Origin of the sequence: Spiribacter roseus, from assembly GCF_002813635.1 — a bacterium.
Lineage (GTDB): Bacteria > Pseudomonadota > Gammaproteobacteria > Nitrococcales > Nitrococcaceae > Spiribacter > Spiribacter roseus.
The window spans coordinates 1,250,176-1,264,817 of sequence record NZ_CP016382.1; the positions used below are offsets into that span (position 1 = coordinate 1,250,176).

The window sequence follows — 14,642 nt, forward strand, 5'->3', positions numbered from 1 at the left end:
CAGGCATGAACGGTCTATTGCGAAAAGTTGATTCCAAGGAGCAGGCATGCAGCGCATCCGGCGCGCACTGATCGACCTCAGACGGGGTGAGCCCGTCCACGTGACCCATCCCGCCGGCGCGATGCTGGTGCTGGCACTGGAAAACCTCAGCGACGGTCTGATGGCCCGGGCGCGGTCGCTGGCCTCCGGGGAGGCGCGGCTGCTGATGACCCGCCACCGGGCACGGGCCATCGGCATGGAAACCGCTCCCGGCGAGGATCTGGCCGTTCCCCTGGATACCGATGACGGCGTCGCGACCGCGGTCACACTGGCCGGCGATCTCACTACCCGCAGCGCCGAGCCGGTGGCCCGTAATGCCCGCGCCGACGAGCAGGCTGCCCTGGATCTGGCCCGTCAGGCCACACTGCTGCCAGCGCTGATCGCCATCGATACCCATGACAACGACCGCGCATTGGTCGATGACATCCGCAATGGCGAAATCCTCTCGGTTGATGTCGCGGATATCCACGCAGCGGGTATCGAGAATGCCCGCCAGCCGGAGCGCATCAGCGAAGCGCAGGTCCCGCTGGCCGATTCAGAGCAATCGCGGTTCATTCTCTACCGCGAGGCGGACGGGCTGCTCGAGCATGTCGCGCTGATGGTGGGCGATCCCGACCACTGGCCGGACACGCCGGCGCTGCGTATGCACTCGGCCTGCCTCACCGGGGATCTGTTCGGATCGCTGCGCTGCGACTGCGGCGAGCAGCTGCGCAGTGCCGTGGGCACGATCGCCGATGAGGGCGGCGGGATCCTGCTCTACCTCGCCCAGGAGGGGCGCGGCATTGGTCTTGCCAATAAACTGAGGGCCTACGGTCTCCAGGACACGGGCCTCGATACCGTCGACGCCGATCGGCTGCTGGGCTTCGGCGCGGATGAACGCCGTTATGAGGTGGCCGCGGCCATGCTCGACGATCTGGGGATCAGCCGCGTCCGCCTGATGACCAACAACCCCGGCAAGATTGCGGCCCTCGAGCGGCACGGCATTCAGATCGCCGGCCGCGAGGCGGTTCACGGCGCACTCAACCGCCACAACGAGCGCTACCTGACCACCAAGGCGGAGCGCGCGGGCCACTGGCTGGATGATGTGGTTTCGCAGTCGGTGGGCGAACAGCCCCGCTAGTACCCGGGCGCTGGCGGCGACAGGCACGCCAGGGGGAAATCCGCCGCCTCGGTCAGAATGGCGGCCAGTGCATCGGCATAGTGCCGGGCCAGGCGGGCACCCAGCGCCGCATCCGCCAACCGGGCATCCCCGCAGACGCCGGCCGGATTGAGGTCGCCGGCCAGCCAGGCGAATCGTGCCGGGCGCGACTCGGCACCGATCCACTCAAACGCCGCCAGGGCCTCGAACTCCACCGAGGTATGATGGGCAATCGCGCTGGCCACCACCTGCTGCGGCGCGAAGTGCCACATCAACGCCGTCTCCAGCGCGCCGCCGTGCAGCCCCTCGCGGGCCTCGCGGGCGGTCAGCGCATCAGCAGGGGGCGGAAAGTCGAAATAACAGGCCTGCACCACCAGCAGACCAAAATCCCGGCGCAGCCGCAGCGCCGCGGTAGCCATCGCCGCCAGGTTGCCACCATGCGCGGAGAACATCACCACGCGGCGCAGCCCGGCGCGGGCCAGCGACGCCCCCAGATCATAGAGCATGGCCTCGAAGGTGGCCGGGGAAAGCGCCAGGGTACCGGCCCAATCCATGTGCTCAACACCCTGTCCCAGTGCCTGGGTAGGCATCCGCAACACGTGCACCCGCTTATCACAGCGCTGCATGGCCGCTTTTGAGAGCCCCTCCGCGATCCAGGCGTCAGTGGCCAGTGGCAGGTGCCCCCCGTGCTGCTCTATGGCCCCCAGCGGCAGCAGTGCGACACTCGCCTCGCTGATATCGTCGCGCAGGGAATGGGTGGTGTGGTCGGCCCAGTCGTGGGCGGTCATGCCTGGCCCTCCAGCGCGTCCAGGCGCGCCGCCAGCAGACCCGGGAAGCGCTTGAACCAGGTTGCATTGAGCGGCGAGGGATGCGGCAGCGGATGCAATCGCAGCGACCGTCGCCGTCCATCCGGGCCGTGGAATGCCATGTCGAGGGATTTTGAGAAACGCCCATCAAGCCGCCAGTGATCATCCAGCCGCCGGCGCTCGGCCGGCGACTGTTCAAGACCGAACCAGAAGAAGGCTTCGCGCCCGAGGGTGATCACCTCGCGCCCCTGCCATTGATCCAGCAACAGTTCGGCGACCAGGGGCTGGAAGTGTCGTTTGACGCCCATGGGCCAGGCCTTGTTGCCAACGGGTTTGTAGGGGACGGTGTTGGCCCAGAAATAGGGCTCACCGGCGGCCAGCGCCCCGGCGGTGTCGGTGAGCGGGGCGTGAAACCGGCGCTCGTGCAGCACCCGTCGGACCTGCCGGCCGCCGGCGCCGATGAAGGGCACGCCGACATGCACCTCATCGCGCCCCGGGTCGCGACCGAAAAAGGCAATGCGAGCATCCGCCGGACCGAGACCGAATATCGGTTCGGTCGGGTCCCGCCCGGCGGCGGCATAGACCGCATCATCGCGACCGGTGAGCCCGGCGGCCGCCGTGCGAAAGCGCTCGCGCAGGGCGCCGGGCAGGGTCCGCATGTCAGTGCACGGTGGCCTGACGCTCGCGGGATTCCTTGAGCACGCCCACGACGTCTTCTTCCCAGCTCTTGGCGAGTGGCGACTGGGCCACCAGTGCCGAGACCTCGTCGGCGCTGACGGGATCACCCCCATCGTCGCCGACGGCGAGGCGGAAGTGATCCGCGTCGCGCAGCTCGTAGGCGCGCTCCCCGCTGTCGCCATCGCCCACGCGCAGCGTGATCTCGTCGGCGTCGACAATCGCCCGCCAGTTGACCTGCGCCATCCAGCCGCGGGCGTTGGAGTACAGGGACACGCCCGCCAGCTCATGGCCGCTGCCCCGCTGATTGTCCATGACGTGGACGCTGCTCGAGAGGTGCTCGAATGGATTGTCTTCGAGAATCTGCAGGAGCTCTTGCTTGGGGATAACGGGCTCTGCTCTCATCGAATCCACCTTTGCAGTCACATGTTTCATGGTTGCATCATACAACCCGACCGCCGGTCTGTTGACCCATATCCGCATCGCGTATGCTTTAGCCATGTCTAATTCCAATCGCCAGAGGCAGCGGCGCGCCGAGCGCACCCGCGAATTCCTCAACGAACTCAGCCAGCGCTATCCGGCGTGCTTTGCCCGCCAGCGGGACCGGATCCGTCCCCTGGAGATCGGTATTGAGAAGGCATTGCGCAGCGACCTCGATGACCCGCCCGCCGACGAGCCGATCCCCAACTGGCTCATCCGCCAGGCACTCGCCCGGTATACGCGGGCACCCGCCTATCTGAACGCCATCATCGCCGGCCATGACCGGGTCAATCTACAGGGCGAGCCGGTCGAGGCAGTGACCGAATCGGCCATCAGCCGCGCCCGCGAACAGCGCGCCGAGCAGAAACAGCGCAGCGCGGAGCGCAAACGCCAGCAGGCGGAGGAAGCCGAGGCCCGCCAGCGTCAGGAAAAACTCGAGCAGCTCGCCAACCGCTTCAATCAGTAATCAATTCAACCTTTCGCAGCAGGACCTATCATTGAACCGGAGCATTGATCTGAAGGCGTTGAGCCGGGAGGCGCTTGACGCGCTGCGCGGCCAGATCGACCAGGAGCTCGAAGCACGCGCGTTCGAGCAGCGGCTGCGCCGTGACCTGGAGTCCCATCGCAATCGGCAGGCCTGGATCGACAGCCACCACTCGGGCCAGCGCCGTCGACGCTAGCGCCGGCTGACCATGAGCCAGCGCATTGTCTCCCTGCTCCCCGGTGCCACCGAAATCGTCGCCGCACTGGGACTCGGCGATCAGCTGGTGGGGATTTCGGCGGAGTGTGATCAGCCACCGGCGCTGATGGATCGCCCGCGGGTCAGTCTGGCCGCACTGGAAACCACCGAAAGCGACCCGGCGGCGATTGACCGCGAAGTCCGCGACCGACTCGCCCGAGGGGCCCCGCTTTTCCAGGCCGACCCGGAAACGCTTCGGGCCCTGCGTCCGGATCTGATCCTCTCGCAGTCGCTGTGTGACGTATGCGCGGCGACGCCCGCCAGCCTGACCGCCGAGGCCATCGGCGCCGCGACCGTGCTCGCACTCGATGGGCGTGACCTCTCCGGCCTGCTGCAGGACATCCGACGGGTGGCGGAGGCCGCCGGTGTGCTGGCCCGTGGCGAGGCACTCATCGCGGCACTCGACCGGCGGCGTCACGCCATTGCACCCGCGACCGGCGAGCGGCCCCGGGTACTGGCGGTGGAATGGCCCGAGCCGCTGTTCGTCGGGGGGCACTGGGTGCCCGATATGATCGTCAGCGCCGGGGGGCGGCCGCTCAACGCGCCGGGCGATCACTCGGTGGTCATCGACTGGGACGCGGTGCGCGCTTTCGCCCCCTCACATATTCTGGTGCTACCCTGCGGCCAGTCGCTGGCGGGGGCGGAGGAAGGGTTGCGGCGCCTGCGCGGGCGCCCCGGCTGGAGCGAACTGCCCGCCGTCCTGGACGCCCGGGTCCATCTGCTCGACGGCAACCGATTCTTCAGTCGCCCGGGGCCGGCCGCCGTGACGGGGCTGGAGATCGTCGCCCATCTCCTTGGCACTGGATCGAGCGCCGACCCCGCTCCCGGGGCATGGCGAACCGCGACGCCGACCGAGATCAGACCGGGGGCTTGAACGGCAACGGAGTAATGCCGATGGGTTGGGAAGGCTGGCTGACGATTCTTGTGGTCCTGTCGGTATTGGCAGGGCTGGCGAGCGGCATTGCCTCGCCGGTCGGGGTGCTGTTCGCCGCACTGGCCGTACTGGTCACGGCGACGGCGGTCAGTGGCAGCGGGCAGCTGCTCGACGCCGCCAGCGCCGCCCAGGGGTTCGGCAGCAGCGGCCTGATCACCGTCGGGCTGCTGTTCGTGGTCGCGTCCGGGCTGACCCGGACCGGCGCCATCGCCATGATCGCCGACCCGCTGATCACCCGCTCGCGCGGCCTCCGCTCCGCGCAGCTGGGGCTGTTGACGCCGGTGGCGGGGCTCAGCGCCTTTCTCAACAACACCCCCATCGTCGCCGTCTTCCTGCCGGTGGTCGATGACCTGGCGCGGCGCCTTCAGCTGCCGGCCTCGCGGCTCTATCTGCCCCTGAGCTATGCCGCCATTCTGGGCGGGACATGCACGCTCATTGGCACCAGCACCAACCTGATCATCAACGAGCTCGCCCGCGACGGCCGCGGCCTGCCGGGGCTGGGCCTGTTCGAGCTGGCCTGGGTGGGTGTGCCCATCACCGCGGTGGGGCTGATCTATCTGCTGGCGGCCTCGCCCTGGCTGCTGCCGGACCGCCGTGACCTGAGCGCCGACCGACTCGACCCCCGCCAGTACACCGTCGAGGTGGAAGTGGTCCAGGACGGCCCGCTGGTCGGCAAACGCATCGAGGAGGCGGGGCTGCGCCATCTGCCCGGCCTGTTCCTGGCCGAAATCGAGCGTCAGGGCGAGGTCATTCCGGCGGTGGGGCCCACCGAAAAACTCCGCGCCGGCGACCGACTGGTGTTTGTCGGGGTGCTGGAGTCCGTGGTCGACCTGCACAAGATGCGCGGACTGCGACCGGCCACCCGGGCGGTGGAAGACCTGGACGAGCCGCGCCGGGAACGGTGCCTGGTGGAGGCCGTGGTCTCTGAAGCGTGCCCGCTGGTGGGCCGCAGCATTCGCGATGGCCGTTTCCGCGAGCGCTATCAGGCGGCGGTCATCGCGGTGGCCCGAGGCGGTCGCCAGCTGCCCGGCAAGATCGGCGACATCGTGCTGCGCCCGGGCGATACCCTGTTGCTCGAAACCCACCCGAGCTTTGTGCGTCGCCAGCGCGACGCCCGCGACTTCTATCTGGTCAGCGGCGTCGAGGACTCGGCACCCCCCCAGCATGATAAGGCCGGACTGGCCATCCCGATCCTGATCGGCATGGTGGCCCTGGCGGCAAGCCCGTGGATGAGCATGCTCAATGCCGCCCTGCTCGCGGCAATGGCCCTGGTGATCACGCGCTGCATCGAGCTGGGCGAGGCCATCCGCAACGTCAACTGGAACGTCCTGCTGGTCATCGGTGCGGCATTGGGCGTCGGTCAGGCCATGGACAACAGTGGGGCCGCCGCGGCCATCGGCAGCCAGGTCATCGCCCTGACCGCCGATCGCCCGCTGCTGACCCTCGCGGCGATCTATCTACTGACGCTGGTCACCACCGAGATGATCACCAACAACGCCGCCGCCGTGCTGATCTTTCCCATTGCCATGGCGGCGGCGGAATCCCTCGGGGTCTCATCGACGCCGTTCGCCGTGACCATCATGATCGCGGCCTCGGCGGCCTTTGCCACGCCCATCGGCTATCAGACCAACCTCATGGTGTTCGGACCGGGCGGCTACCGGTTCGGCGACTATGTCCGCTTCGGCCTGCCCCTGAATCTGATCGCCATGCTGTTGGCATTGCTGATCATCCCCCGGGTCTGGCCCCTCTAGGAACGGATCGATAGGCTGAGCCCTCCAAGCCCGGACAGACAATCAGAGGCGTACATGAGCGGCTATCTCAATCTGGAACAGGCACAGGCCATGGTCGAGTCGGACTGGCGCGAAAGCATTCGCCCGGCACTCGAGGCGTTCATCCGCATTCCCGCGAAGTCGCCCGCCTTTGACCGCGACTGGTCGGCAAACGGGTACATTGACGAGGCCGTCGCCCAGGTCGAGGCCTGGTGCCGGGCCCAGGCGCCCGCGGGCAGTCATGTCGAAGTGATCCGGCTGCGGGGTCGCACGCCCCTGCTCTGGGTGGATATACCGGGCACCGGCCCGGGCGAGACCCTGCTCTATGGGCATCTCGACAAACAGCCCGAAGCCAGCGGCTGGGACAGCGACAAGGGCCCCTGGACACCGGTGGTCGAGGGCGATCGGCTGTATGGCCGCGGCGCGGCGGATGACGGCTATGCCGTTTTCTCCTCGCTCGAGGCGGTGCGGCTGCTCCACGAACAGGGCGTTCCCTGCCCGCGCTGCATGCTGTTGATCGAGTGCGCCGAGGAAAGCGGCAGCCCCGATCTGCCCGCCTACATCGAGCATCTCGGTCCGCGCCTCGGGCAGCCGGGGCTGGTGGTCTGCCTCGACTCGGGCTGCGCGAACTACGAGCAGCTCTGGGTCACCACCTCGCTGCGCGGGATGGCCGCCGGTGACCTGACGGTGCGGGTGCTCGATCAGGGCGTCCACTCGGGGGACGCCGGCGGCGTGGTGCCGTCGAGTTTCCGGATCGCCCGGGCACTGCTCGAGCGGATCGAAGACGCCGCCACGGGGGCGATCCGCCTGCCGGCGCTGCAGGCCGAGATCCCCGCCGAGCGGGTGGAGCAGGCCGAGCTTGCCGCGTCAGTGATCGGGTCCGATCTGGCCGACAAGTACCCGTGGGCGAGCGCCACCCGGCCCAACAGCGAGTCGACGCCGACCCTGATCCTCAACCGCACATGGCGCCCGGCCCTGGAAGTGATCGGTGCCGATGGACTGCCGCCCCGCACCGAGGCCGGGAACGTGCTGCGCCCGGCGACCACCCTGCGGCTGTCACTGCGACTGCCACCGACGGTGGACGGCGAGGCGGCCACCCGCGCACTCCAGCAGACCCTGACCGAGGCCCCGCCGCAGAGTGCCGAGGTGCAGTTCCATCCCGCGGGTGCCGCCAACGGCTGGAATGCCCCGGCGTTCGCCGGCTGGCTGGGTGACAGCCTCGGTGCCAGCTCCCGGGCCTGGTTCGGTCAACCCGCCGTGTTCATGGGCGAGGGCGGCAGCATCCCGCTGATGAACCTGCTTGGGGCGCACTTCCCGGCGGCGCGGTTCCTGGTCACGGGCGTCCTGGGCCCCGGCTCCAACGCCCATGGGCCCAACGAGTTCCTGCACATGCCCATGGCCCAGCGCCTGAGCGGTGTGGTGGCCGAGGCACTGGCCGCGCAGTCAGCCGCCGACTAGCCGACGCCTACCAAGGGATCGGTGCGCCGTCCCAGGCATAGAACCCGCCATTGTCCGCCGTCGTGGCGGCATCGATGCGGGCGAGCAGCTTGCCGGCGGCGAACGCCGGGGTGAACAGTTTGCCCTCGGGGACGCGCGCCTGAAACGGTTCAGACAGATCGGTGCGGGTGGTGCCGGGGTGCAGCGCCAGGCAGATCACCCGACGGGCCCGACGCGTGCATTCGATGGCCAGGTCGCGGGTGAGCATGTTCTGGGCCGCCTTGCTGGTGCGATAGGCATACCACCCGCCCAGACGGTTGTCGCCGATGCTGCCCACCCGCGCGGAGAGGCTGGCAAACACCGCGCGCTGCGAGTGGTTGAGAAGCCCCAGGCACTCACGGGCGATCAGCGCCGGCGCCAGGGTATTGACCCGATAGCTGGTGAGCATGCCCTCGGCGCTGATCGACTCGACGCGCTTTTCCGGCCAGATGCCCTGCGCCTCGTCATGGAGCAGGCCAAACGCATTGATCAGCAGGTGCAGCCGCGGCTGATCGGCCCGCAGTGTCGCCGCCATCGCAGCGATGCTGGCCTCATCGAGGATATCCACGGCCAGCGGCATACAGCGCTCGCCATAGGCTTCGCGCAGGGCGGTCAGCCGGGGGCTGTCCGGGGTACGTGTGGCCGCCCAGACCCGACGCGCCGACGAGCCGGCCAGCAGCTGCTCCACCAGCGCCGCACCAATCCCGCCGCTGGCGCCGACCACCAGGACATTCGAGCCGTGATCGAGCGTTTCCATCAATCGATTCCTTCTGCCGCGTTACAATGCCCATTATGGCAGCCCCGCTCATTCAGCCCACCCGGCACGGTCTCTACTGTGCGGCCGGTGATTTTCATATCGACCCCTGGCGACCGGTGCCCCGGGCGCTGATCACCCACGCCCATGCCGATCACGCACGCCCCGGCAGTGAGGCGTACTGGAGCCTGCGCGACGGACTCGGGCTGATGCGCCGGCGGCTCGGTGGCAGGGCCTGCCTGAACACGGTGGACGAGGGCGAGCGGCTGCAGTTCGGCCCGGTCAGCGTCAGCTTTCACCCGGCCGGTCATGTCCTCGGCTCGGCGCAGATCCGCGTCGAGCACGAAGGCGCGGTGTGGGTGGCATCCGGCGACTACAAACGGGATCCGGATCCGACCTGCGCCCCCTTCGAGCCGGTGGCCTGCGACACCTTCATCACCGAGGCGACCTTCGCACTGCCCGTCTACCGCTGGCCCGCGGTGGAGACGGTCGCCGCGGACATCCACCAGTGGTGGCACAACAATGCGGCGAACGGGCGCACCACGGTGCTGTTCTCGTACGCCCTCGGCAAGGCCCAGCGGCTGATGGCGGCGCTGCCGGCCCCCCACCCCGGTCCCATCTATCTGCACGGCGCCGTCGCCCCGCTCACCCAGGACTATCGCGACGCCGGCATCGAACTGCCGCCCACCCATCGCGTCAGTGAGGCACCCGGTGACGAGGACTATGGCCGGGCGCTGGTGATCGCACCGCCGAGCGCGGCGGGTTCAACCTGGATGCGACGCTTCCGTCAGCCCGCTCTGGGGTTTGCCTCGGGCTGGATGCGCATTCGTGGCAACCGCCGCCGGCGGGGCTATGACCGCGGCTTCGTCATCTCGGATCACGTTGACTGGCCCGGGCTTTTGCAGACCATCGAAGACACCGGCGCCCGCGAGATCCTGACCACCCACGGCCGCGCGGATGAGCTGGTGCGCTACCTGGGCGAACGCGGCCTCGACGCCCGGCCTCTGGCCACGCTCTATGGCGACGCCGGAGAGGATGACTGATGCAGGGGTTCGCCGAACTGTTCCGCGCCCTCGACGAGCAGCGCGGCACCAACGCCAAGGTCGCGGCCATGGCGGACTATTTCAGCCGGGTATCCGCCGCGGACGGCGCCTGGGCGGTGTACTTTCTCAGCGGACGACGCCTGAAACGCCTCATCGGCCCCGTGCAGCTGCGCGAATGGCTGGCGCAGATGACCGGTCTGCCGGCCTGGCTGGTCGACGAGACCCATCAGCATGTCGGTGATCTCGCCGAGACGGTCGCACTCATGCTCGACACCCCGGTGGACGGCGACGCGGCGCCCGATCCGGGGCTTGCCCACTGGGTCGAAACACGCATCCAGTCCCTGCGCGACTGCGACGACGGGCAGCGTCGCGCGGCGGTAACGGCGGCCTGGCGCGAGCTCGACGAAGCGGAGCGCTTTCTGCATACCAAACTGCTCACCGGGGCCCTGCGCGTTGGCGTATCGCAGACACTTGTCGAGCGGGCACTGGCCCGGGCGAGCGGCTTGCCCCGTCCGGTGATTGCCCACCGCATGATGGGTCAGTGGCGCCCCGAGCCAGCTTTTTTCGAGGGACTGTTCGATGCCCGGTCCGGCGAGGAAGATGCCTCGCGCCCCTACCCGTTCTTTCTCGCCCATCCGCTGGAGGGCGACCCCGCGGACGCCCTGGGCGCGATCGATGCCTGGCAGCTCGAGTGGAAGTGGGACGGCATCCGGGCGCAGCTCGTGCGCCGCGCCGATGCGGTGTACCTGTGGTCGCGCGGCGAAGCACTGGTCACCGATACCTTTCCGGAACTGATCGAAGCCGCCCGGGCAATGCCCGCGGATACCGTCCTTGATGGCGAGATCCTTGCCTGGCGCGATCAGGTCCTGCCGTTCGCACAGCTGCAGCGACGACTGGGTCGCAAGCGCGTGACGCGGCGCTTCATGAACGAGGTGCCGGTGCGACTGATGGCCTACGATCTGCTCGAATCCGCTGGCAGGGATCGGCGGGACGATCCGCTGCAATCCCGCCGGGCCCGGCTCGAGGCCCTGCTCGAGGACGCCGAGCCGCCGCTGATGCTCTCGCCACTGATCGATGCACCGGACTGGGCCACGCTGGCCGCACGTCGCGACGAATCCCGCGACCGGGGCGTCGAGGGGATCATGCTCAAGGGCCGTCACACGGCCTACGCCACCGGGCGGCCACGCGGGCCGTGGTGGAAGTGGAAGATCAGCCCGCTGACGCTCGACGTCATCCTGCTCTACGCCCAGCCCGGTCATGGCCGACGCGCCAACCTGTACACCGACTACAGCTTCGCCGTGCCCGACGGTGACCAGCTGGTGCCAATCGCCAAGGCCTATTCGGGCCTCGACGATGCCGAAATCCGCCGGCTGGATCGATGGATCCGGCGCAATACCCGCGAGCGATTCGGTCCGGTCCGCTCGGTGGAGCCGGTCCAGGTGTTCGAGCTGGCATTCGAGGGCATCAGCCCGTCGTCACGCCACAAATCCGGGCTTGCCCTGCGCTTTCCACGCATCAGCCGCTGGCGCGAGGATCTGGGCCCCGGTGATGCCGATACCCTCGATCAGGCCCGGGCATTGCTGCCATGACCGTGGCGGCGTCGAACCGGTTGACCGAATGGTTCGCCGGCAATGGCTGGACTCCGGCCGAGTTCCAGCAGACCGCCTGGGCGGCCTACGCCGCGGGCGAGAGCGGGCTGATCCACTCGGCTACGGGGTCAGGCAAGTCCCTGGCGGCCTGGGGTGGGCCGCTGCTTGAGGGGCTTGAACAGGCCGCCGCCGGGCATCAGACGGCGGCGGGTTTCCGGGTGCTGTGGATCACGCCGCTGCGCGCCCTTGCCGGCGATACGCTCGACAGTCTGCGCACCGCCGCCGCCGGCGTCGGACTGGACTGGCGCATCGAAAAGCGCACCGGGGACACCTCGGGCGGCGCTCGGACCCGGCAGCGGCGGCGTCCGCCGGAGGCGCTGGTCACCACCCCCGAGAGCCTGTCGCTGCTGCTCTCCTACCGCGATGCGGCGCGCCAGTTCGTGCCGCTGCGGGCCGTGATCGTCGATGAATGGCACGAGCTCATCGGGACCAAACGCGGTGTGCAGCTTGAACTGGCACTGGCGCGACTGCGGGCGCTGGCGCCGGGCCTGCGGACCTGGGGACTCTCCGCCACCCTTGGCAACCTCGACGAGGCCCGGGACTGCCTGCTGGGTGGTAGCGCCCGCGACGGGCGCCTGATCCAGGGCCCGCCGGCCCGGCCCATCCATATCCGCACCCTGGAACCGACCCAGGAGGAGCGCTTTCCGTGGGCGGGGCACCTCGGTACCCAACTGATTGACGGGGTGATCGAGGCTCTCGAGGGAGACGGCACCTGCCTGCTGTTCACCAATACCCGATCGCAGGCCGAGCGCTGGTTCGAAGCGCTGGTGCGGGCACGGCCCGACTGGATCGAGGGCCTGGGGCTGCATCACGGCTCCATCGACCGGTCCCTGCGCGATCGCATCGAGGCGGGACTCGCCGCCGGGGCATTCCGCTGCGTGGTGGCCACCTCAAGCCTCGATCTGGGGGTCGACTTTGCCCCGGTGGACCGGGTGATCCAGATCGGCAGCCCCAAGGGCGTGGCGCGACTCGCCCAGCGTGCCGGGCGCAGTGGTCATCAGCCCGGGCGGCACAGTCAGATCCTGTGCGTGCCCACCAACGCCCTCGAGATGATCGAGATCGCCGCCGCGCGGCAGGCGTGGGCAGCCGGTGAGGTGGAATCCCGGCCGCCTCTGCGCGAGAGCCTGGATGTGCTCGCACAGCATCTGGTGACCCTCGCGGCCGGCGACGGCTTTGAACCGGACGCCCTTTATGCCGAGGTGCGGACCACCTTCGCCTACGCTGGTCTGGATGAGGCGGCCTGGCAGTGGACACTGGACTTTGTGACCCGCGGCGGACCGGTTCTGGCCGCCTACCCCGACTTCCAGCGTGTGGTCGCGGGCATCGACGGCCGCTACCGGATCGCCGGTCGTGGCCATGCCAGCCGGCACCGCATGAGCATTGGCACCATCACCAGCGACGCCGCCATCGCCGTGCGCTATCAGGGCGGCGGACACATCGGCACCATTGAGGAGAGCTTCATCGCTCGCCTGCGTCCCGGCGATGTCTTCCTGTTCGCCGGCCGAAGCCTGGCCCTGGTGCGGGTGCGTGATCTGACCGCGTACGTCCGCCTCGCCAGCGCCCGCCGCCAGGCGGTTCCGCGCTGGCAGGGCGGGCGCCTGCCCCTGTCCACCGCCCTCGCCGACCGCGTCCTGAGTCTGCTGGCCGAGGCGGCTGGCGGCCACTTCGACGAGCCCGAGATGCGCGCCATCCGCCCGCTGCTGACGGTCCAGTCGCAGTGGTCCGAGCTACCCCGCCCGGGTCGACTGATCATCGAGCGCACGACCTCCCGCGAGGGCGAGCATGTCTTCATCTATCCATTCGCCGGCCGCCTGGCCCACGAGGGTCTGGCCACCCTCTGCGCCTGGCGGCTCGGGCAGATCACGCCGGCCACCTACAGCCTGTCAGTGAATGATTATGGCTTTGAACTGCTGGGCCGCGATCTCCCTGAGCTGAGCACTGACGACTGGCGGTCCCTGTTTGATGCCGATGGGCTGGTCGAGGATCTGGCGGCGGCGATGAATGCCAGCGAGCTCGCGCGTCGCCAGTTCCGTGATATCGCCCGGGTGGCGGGACTGGTGTTTCAGGGCTATCCGGGCAAGGGCAAGAGTGCACGCCAGCTCCAGGCCTCGAGCGGGCTCATGTTCGACACCATTGACCGCTATGATCCCGACAACCGCCTGCTCGACCAGGCCCGGCGTGAAGTCCTTGACAGCGCCCTCGAGGTGGATCGCCTGCGCGCGGCGCTGCAGCAGATGGCCGCCGCTGAACTGGCCCTCCATCACCCGGCGCGATTCACGCCACTGGCTTTCCCCCTCTGGGCGGAGCGGCTGCGTAACCGGCTCAGCACCCAGAGCTGGCAGGATCGCGTAGCCCGCATGGTCGCCCAGCTTGAAAAGGCCGCGGATCGGCCATGACCGGCCCTGTCGTTGATCTGAACGGCCAGCGCCTCGAGCTGCTGCCCGAACGCGCCGTGTTCTGGCCGGCAACCGCGACATTGCTGCTGGCCGATCTGCACCTGGGCAAGGCCGCGCGTTTCCGCCGCGCCGGGCTGGCAGTCCCCGAGGGCGACAATCAGGCGACACTGGCGCGCGTCGATGCGCTGATCGAAGCGCGGCGGCCCGCCACGCTCATCCTTCTGGGGGACATCCTGCACGCCTCGCTGGCCGCCGATCCGGCGCTGCGCGACACACTGCTCGCCTGGCGCGCCCGCCATCCGACAGTCGAGATGATCGCCATTGTCGGCAACCATGACCGGGATATCCGTGGCCTCGAGCCCGCCCTCCCCTGTGCGGCCGAGGGGCTCCTGCATCATGGCCTGAGTCTGCGCCATCATCCGCCAGAGGGCCCGGTGGATACGCCCTGGCTTGCCGGCCACTGGCACCCGGTGGTGCGACTCAGCGCCGCCGGCGACAGCCTGCGTCTGCCCGCTTTTGTCGAAGCCCCGGATGTCGGGCTGGTACTGCCAGCATTTGGCGGGCTGACCGGCGGGGCACTGATCCACCGGCGTGCCGGCCGCCGCCGTTATGTGACCAGCGGTGAAGGGGTGTTCGCCGTGGATCCGGGCTAGGACCGCGCAAAAAAAAGCCGACGGGATCGTCGGCCAAGAGGAGGAGAGAGAGAACTAACTGTGTTGCGATGCAATATAGCACCCCTCGCCT

14 protein-coding genes are annotated in these 14,642 nt (G+C 68.9%); 10 read left to right on the forward strand and 4 right to left on the reverse strand.

Annotation, left to right across the window (positions count from 1 at the left end):
* The first annotated feature begins 46 nt into the window (after window positions 1–46).
* Window positions 47–1,159 (forward strand): GTP cyclohydrolase II, encoded by a 1,113-nt coding sequence (locus BBH56_RS06070; protein WP_148122273.1) that lies wholly within the window; start codon window positions 47–49, stop codon window positions 1,157–1,159.
* Here the strand turns inward: BBH56_RS06070 and BBH56_RS06075 are convergent.
* From BBH56_RS06075 to BBH56_RS06085, 3 genes are read right to left on the reverse strand one after another with little or no spacing between them, the layout of a single operon-like run.
* Window positions 1,156–1,965: a creatininase family protein gene (locus tag BBH56_RS06075; RefSeq protein WP_148122274.1), complete on the reverse strand. Its 810-nt coding sequence runs from the start codon at window positions 1,963–1,965 to the stop codon at window positions 1,156–1,158. The two genes, BBH56_RS06070 and BBH56_RS06075, sit on opposite strands and share 4 nt — an antisense overlap.
* A complete protein-coding gene (locus BBH56_RS06080; protein ID WP_148122275.1) occupies window positions 1,962–2,642 on the reverse strand; it encodes a uracil-DNA glycosylase family protein in 681 nt (226 codons plus the stop codon). Before BBH56_RS06080 ends, BBH56_RS06075 begins: the two co-directional genes overlap by 4 nt.
* Window position 2,643: 1 nt before the next feature.
* Window positions 2,644–3,063, reverse strand: a complete 420-nt coding sequence (locus BBH56_RS06085; protein ID WP_069134273.1) for a hypothetical protein — start codon at window positions 3,061–3,063, stop codon at window positions 2,644–2,646.
* Window positions 3,064–3,157: 94 nt separating this feature from the next.
* On the opposite strand from BBH56_RS06085, the gene BBH56_RS06090 reads away from it, so the two are divergent.
* The 5 genes from BBH56_RS06090 to BBH56_RS06110 are packed head-to-tail and all read left to right on the forward strand — an operon-like array spanning window position 3,158 to window position 8,038.
* Window positions 3,158–3,604, forward strand: a complete 447-nt coding sequence (locus tag BBH56_RS06090) for a ProQ/FINO family protein (RefSeq protein ID WP_148122758.1) — start codon at window positions 3,158–3,160, stop codon at window positions 3,602–3,604.
* A gap of 31 nt (window positions 3,605–3,635) precedes the next feature.
* Window positions 3,636–3,818, forward strand: coding sequence for a hypothetical protein (locus tag BBH56_RS06095; RefSeq protein WP_069134227.1), 183 nt, complete (start codon window positions 3,636–3,638; stop codon window positions 3,816–3,818).
* Between the two features lie 12 nt (window positions 3,819–3,830).
* The gene (locus BBH56_RS06100; protein WP_148122276.1) at window positions 3,831–4,751 is read left to right on the forward strand and encodes an ABC transporter substrate-binding protein; all 921 of its coding nucleotides are present in this window, start codon (window positions 3,831–3,833) and stop codon (window positions 4,749–4,751) included.
* A 20-nt stretch (window positions 4,752–4,771) separates the two neighbouring features.
* Window positions 4,772–6,562, forward strand: a complete 1,791-nt coding sequence (locus BBH56_RS06105) for an SLC13 family permease (protein ID WP_148122277.1) — start codon at window positions 4,772–4,774, stop codon at window positions 6,560–6,562.
* A 54-nt stretch (window positions 6,563–6,616) separates the two neighbouring features.
* A complete protein-coding gene (locus tag BBH56_RS06110; protein ID WP_148122278.1) occupies window positions 6,617–8,038 on the forward strand; it encodes a M20/M25/M40 family metallo-hydrolase in 1,422 nt (473 codons plus the stop codon).
* Window positions 8,039–8,045: 7 nt separating this feature from the next.
* Here BBH56_RS06110 and BBH56_RS06115 read toward each other — a convergent pair whose 3' ends face one another.
* Window positions 8,046–8,813 (reverse strand): SDR family NAD(P)-dependent oxidoreductase, encoded by a 768-nt coding sequence (locus tag BBH56_RS06115; RefSeq protein WP_148122279.1) that lies wholly within the window; start codon window positions 8,811–8,813, stop codon window positions 8,046–8,048.
* A gap of 35 nt (window positions 8,814–8,848) precedes the next feature.
* Between BBH56_RS06115 and BBH56_RS06120 the strand changes: the two genes are divergently transcribed.
* From BBH56_RS06120 to pdeM, 4 genes are read left to right on the forward strand one after another with little or no spacing between them, the layout of a single operon-like run.
* The gene (locus BBH56_RS06120; RefSeq protein WP_148122280.1) at window positions 8,849–9,853 is read left to right on the forward strand and encodes a ligase-associated DNA damage response exonuclease; all 1,005 of its coding nucleotides are present in this window, start codon (window positions 8,849–8,851) and stop codon (window positions 9,851–9,853) included.
* On the forward strand, window positions 9,853–11,442 hold the full coding sequence (locus BBH56_RS06125; RefSeq protein ID WP_148122281.1) for an ATP-dependent DNA ligase: 1,590 nt from the start codon (window positions 9,853–9,855) through the stop codon (window positions 11,440–11,442). Before BBH56_RS06120 ends, BBH56_RS06125 begins: the two co-directional genes overlap by 1 nt.
* Window positions 11,439–13,898, forward strand: a complete 2,460-nt coding sequence (locus BBH56_RS06130) for a ligase-associated DNA damage response DEXH box helicase (RefSeq protein WP_148122282.1) — start codon at window positions 11,439–11,441, stop codon at window positions 13,896–13,898. Before BBH56_RS06125 ends, BBH56_RS06130 begins: the two co-directional genes overlap by 4 nt.
* Window positions 13,895–14,551 (forward strand): ligase-associated DNA damage response endonuclease PdeM, encoded by a 657-nt coding sequence (gene pdeM, locus BBH56_RS06135; RefSeq protein ID WP_148122283.1) that lies wholly within the window; start codon window positions 13,895–13,897, stop codon window positions 14,549–14,551. The genes BBH56_RS06130 and pdeM overlap by 4 nt, the downstream gene beginning before the upstream one ends.
* The last annotated feature ends 91 nt before the right edge of the window (window positions 14,552–14,642 follow it).

Bases quoted from the DNA above. Each gene is read 5' to 3' on its own strand.
- BBH56_RS06080 (WP_148122275.1), bottom strand. From the start codon at position 2,642: ATGCGGACCCTGCCCGGCGCCCTGCGCGAGCGCTTTCGCACGGCGGCC.
- pdeM (WP_148122283.1), top strand. From the start codon at position 13,895: ATGACCGGCCCTGTCGTTGATCTGAACGGCCAGCGCCTCGAGCTGCTG.
- BBH56_RS06110 (WP_148122278.1), top strand. From the start codon at position 6,617: ATGAGCGGCTATCTCAATCTGGAACAGGCACAGGCCATGGTCGAGTCG.
- BBH56_RS06070 (WP_148122273.1), top strand. From the start codon at position 47: ATGCAGCGCATCCGGCGCGCACTGATCGACCTCAGACGGGGTGAGCCC.
- BBH56_RS06075 (WP_148122274.1), bottom strand. From the start codon at position 1,965: ATGACCGCCCACGACTGGGCCGACCACACCACCCATTCCCTGCGCGAC.
- BBH56_RS06130 (WP_148122282.1), top strand. From the start codon at position 11,439: ATGACCGTGGCGGCGTCGAACCGGTTGACCGAATGGTTCGCCGGCAAT.
- BBH56_RS06125 (WP_148122281.1), top strand. From the start codon at position 9,853: ATGCAGGGGTTCGCCGAACTGTTCCGCGCCCTCGACGAGCAGCGCGGC.
- BBH56_RS06105 (WP_148122277.1), top strand. From the start codon at position 4,772: ATGGGTTGGGAAGGCTGGCTGACGATTCTTGTGGTCCTGTCGGTATTG.
- BBH56_RS06120 (WP_148122280.1), top strand. From the start codon at position 8,849: ATGGCAGCCCCGCTCATTCAGCCCACCCGGCACGGTCTCTACTGTGCG.
- BBH56_RS06100 (WP_148122276.1), top strand. From the start codon at position 3,831: ATGAGCCAGCGCATTGTCTCCCTGCTCCCCGGTGCCACCGAAATCGTC.
- BBH56_RS06115 (WP_148122279.1), bottom strand. From the start codon at position 8,813: ATGGAAACGCTCGATCACGGCTCGAATGTCCTGGTGGTCGGCGCCAGC.
- BBH56_RS06085 (WP_069134273.1), bottom strand. From the start codon at position 3,063: ATGAGAGCAGAGCCCGTTATCCCCAAGCAAGAGCTCCTGCAGATTCTC.
- BBH56_RS06090 (WP_148122758.1), top strand. From the start codon at position 3,158: ATGTCTAATTCCAATCGCCAGAGGCAGCGGCGCGCCGAGCGCACCCGC.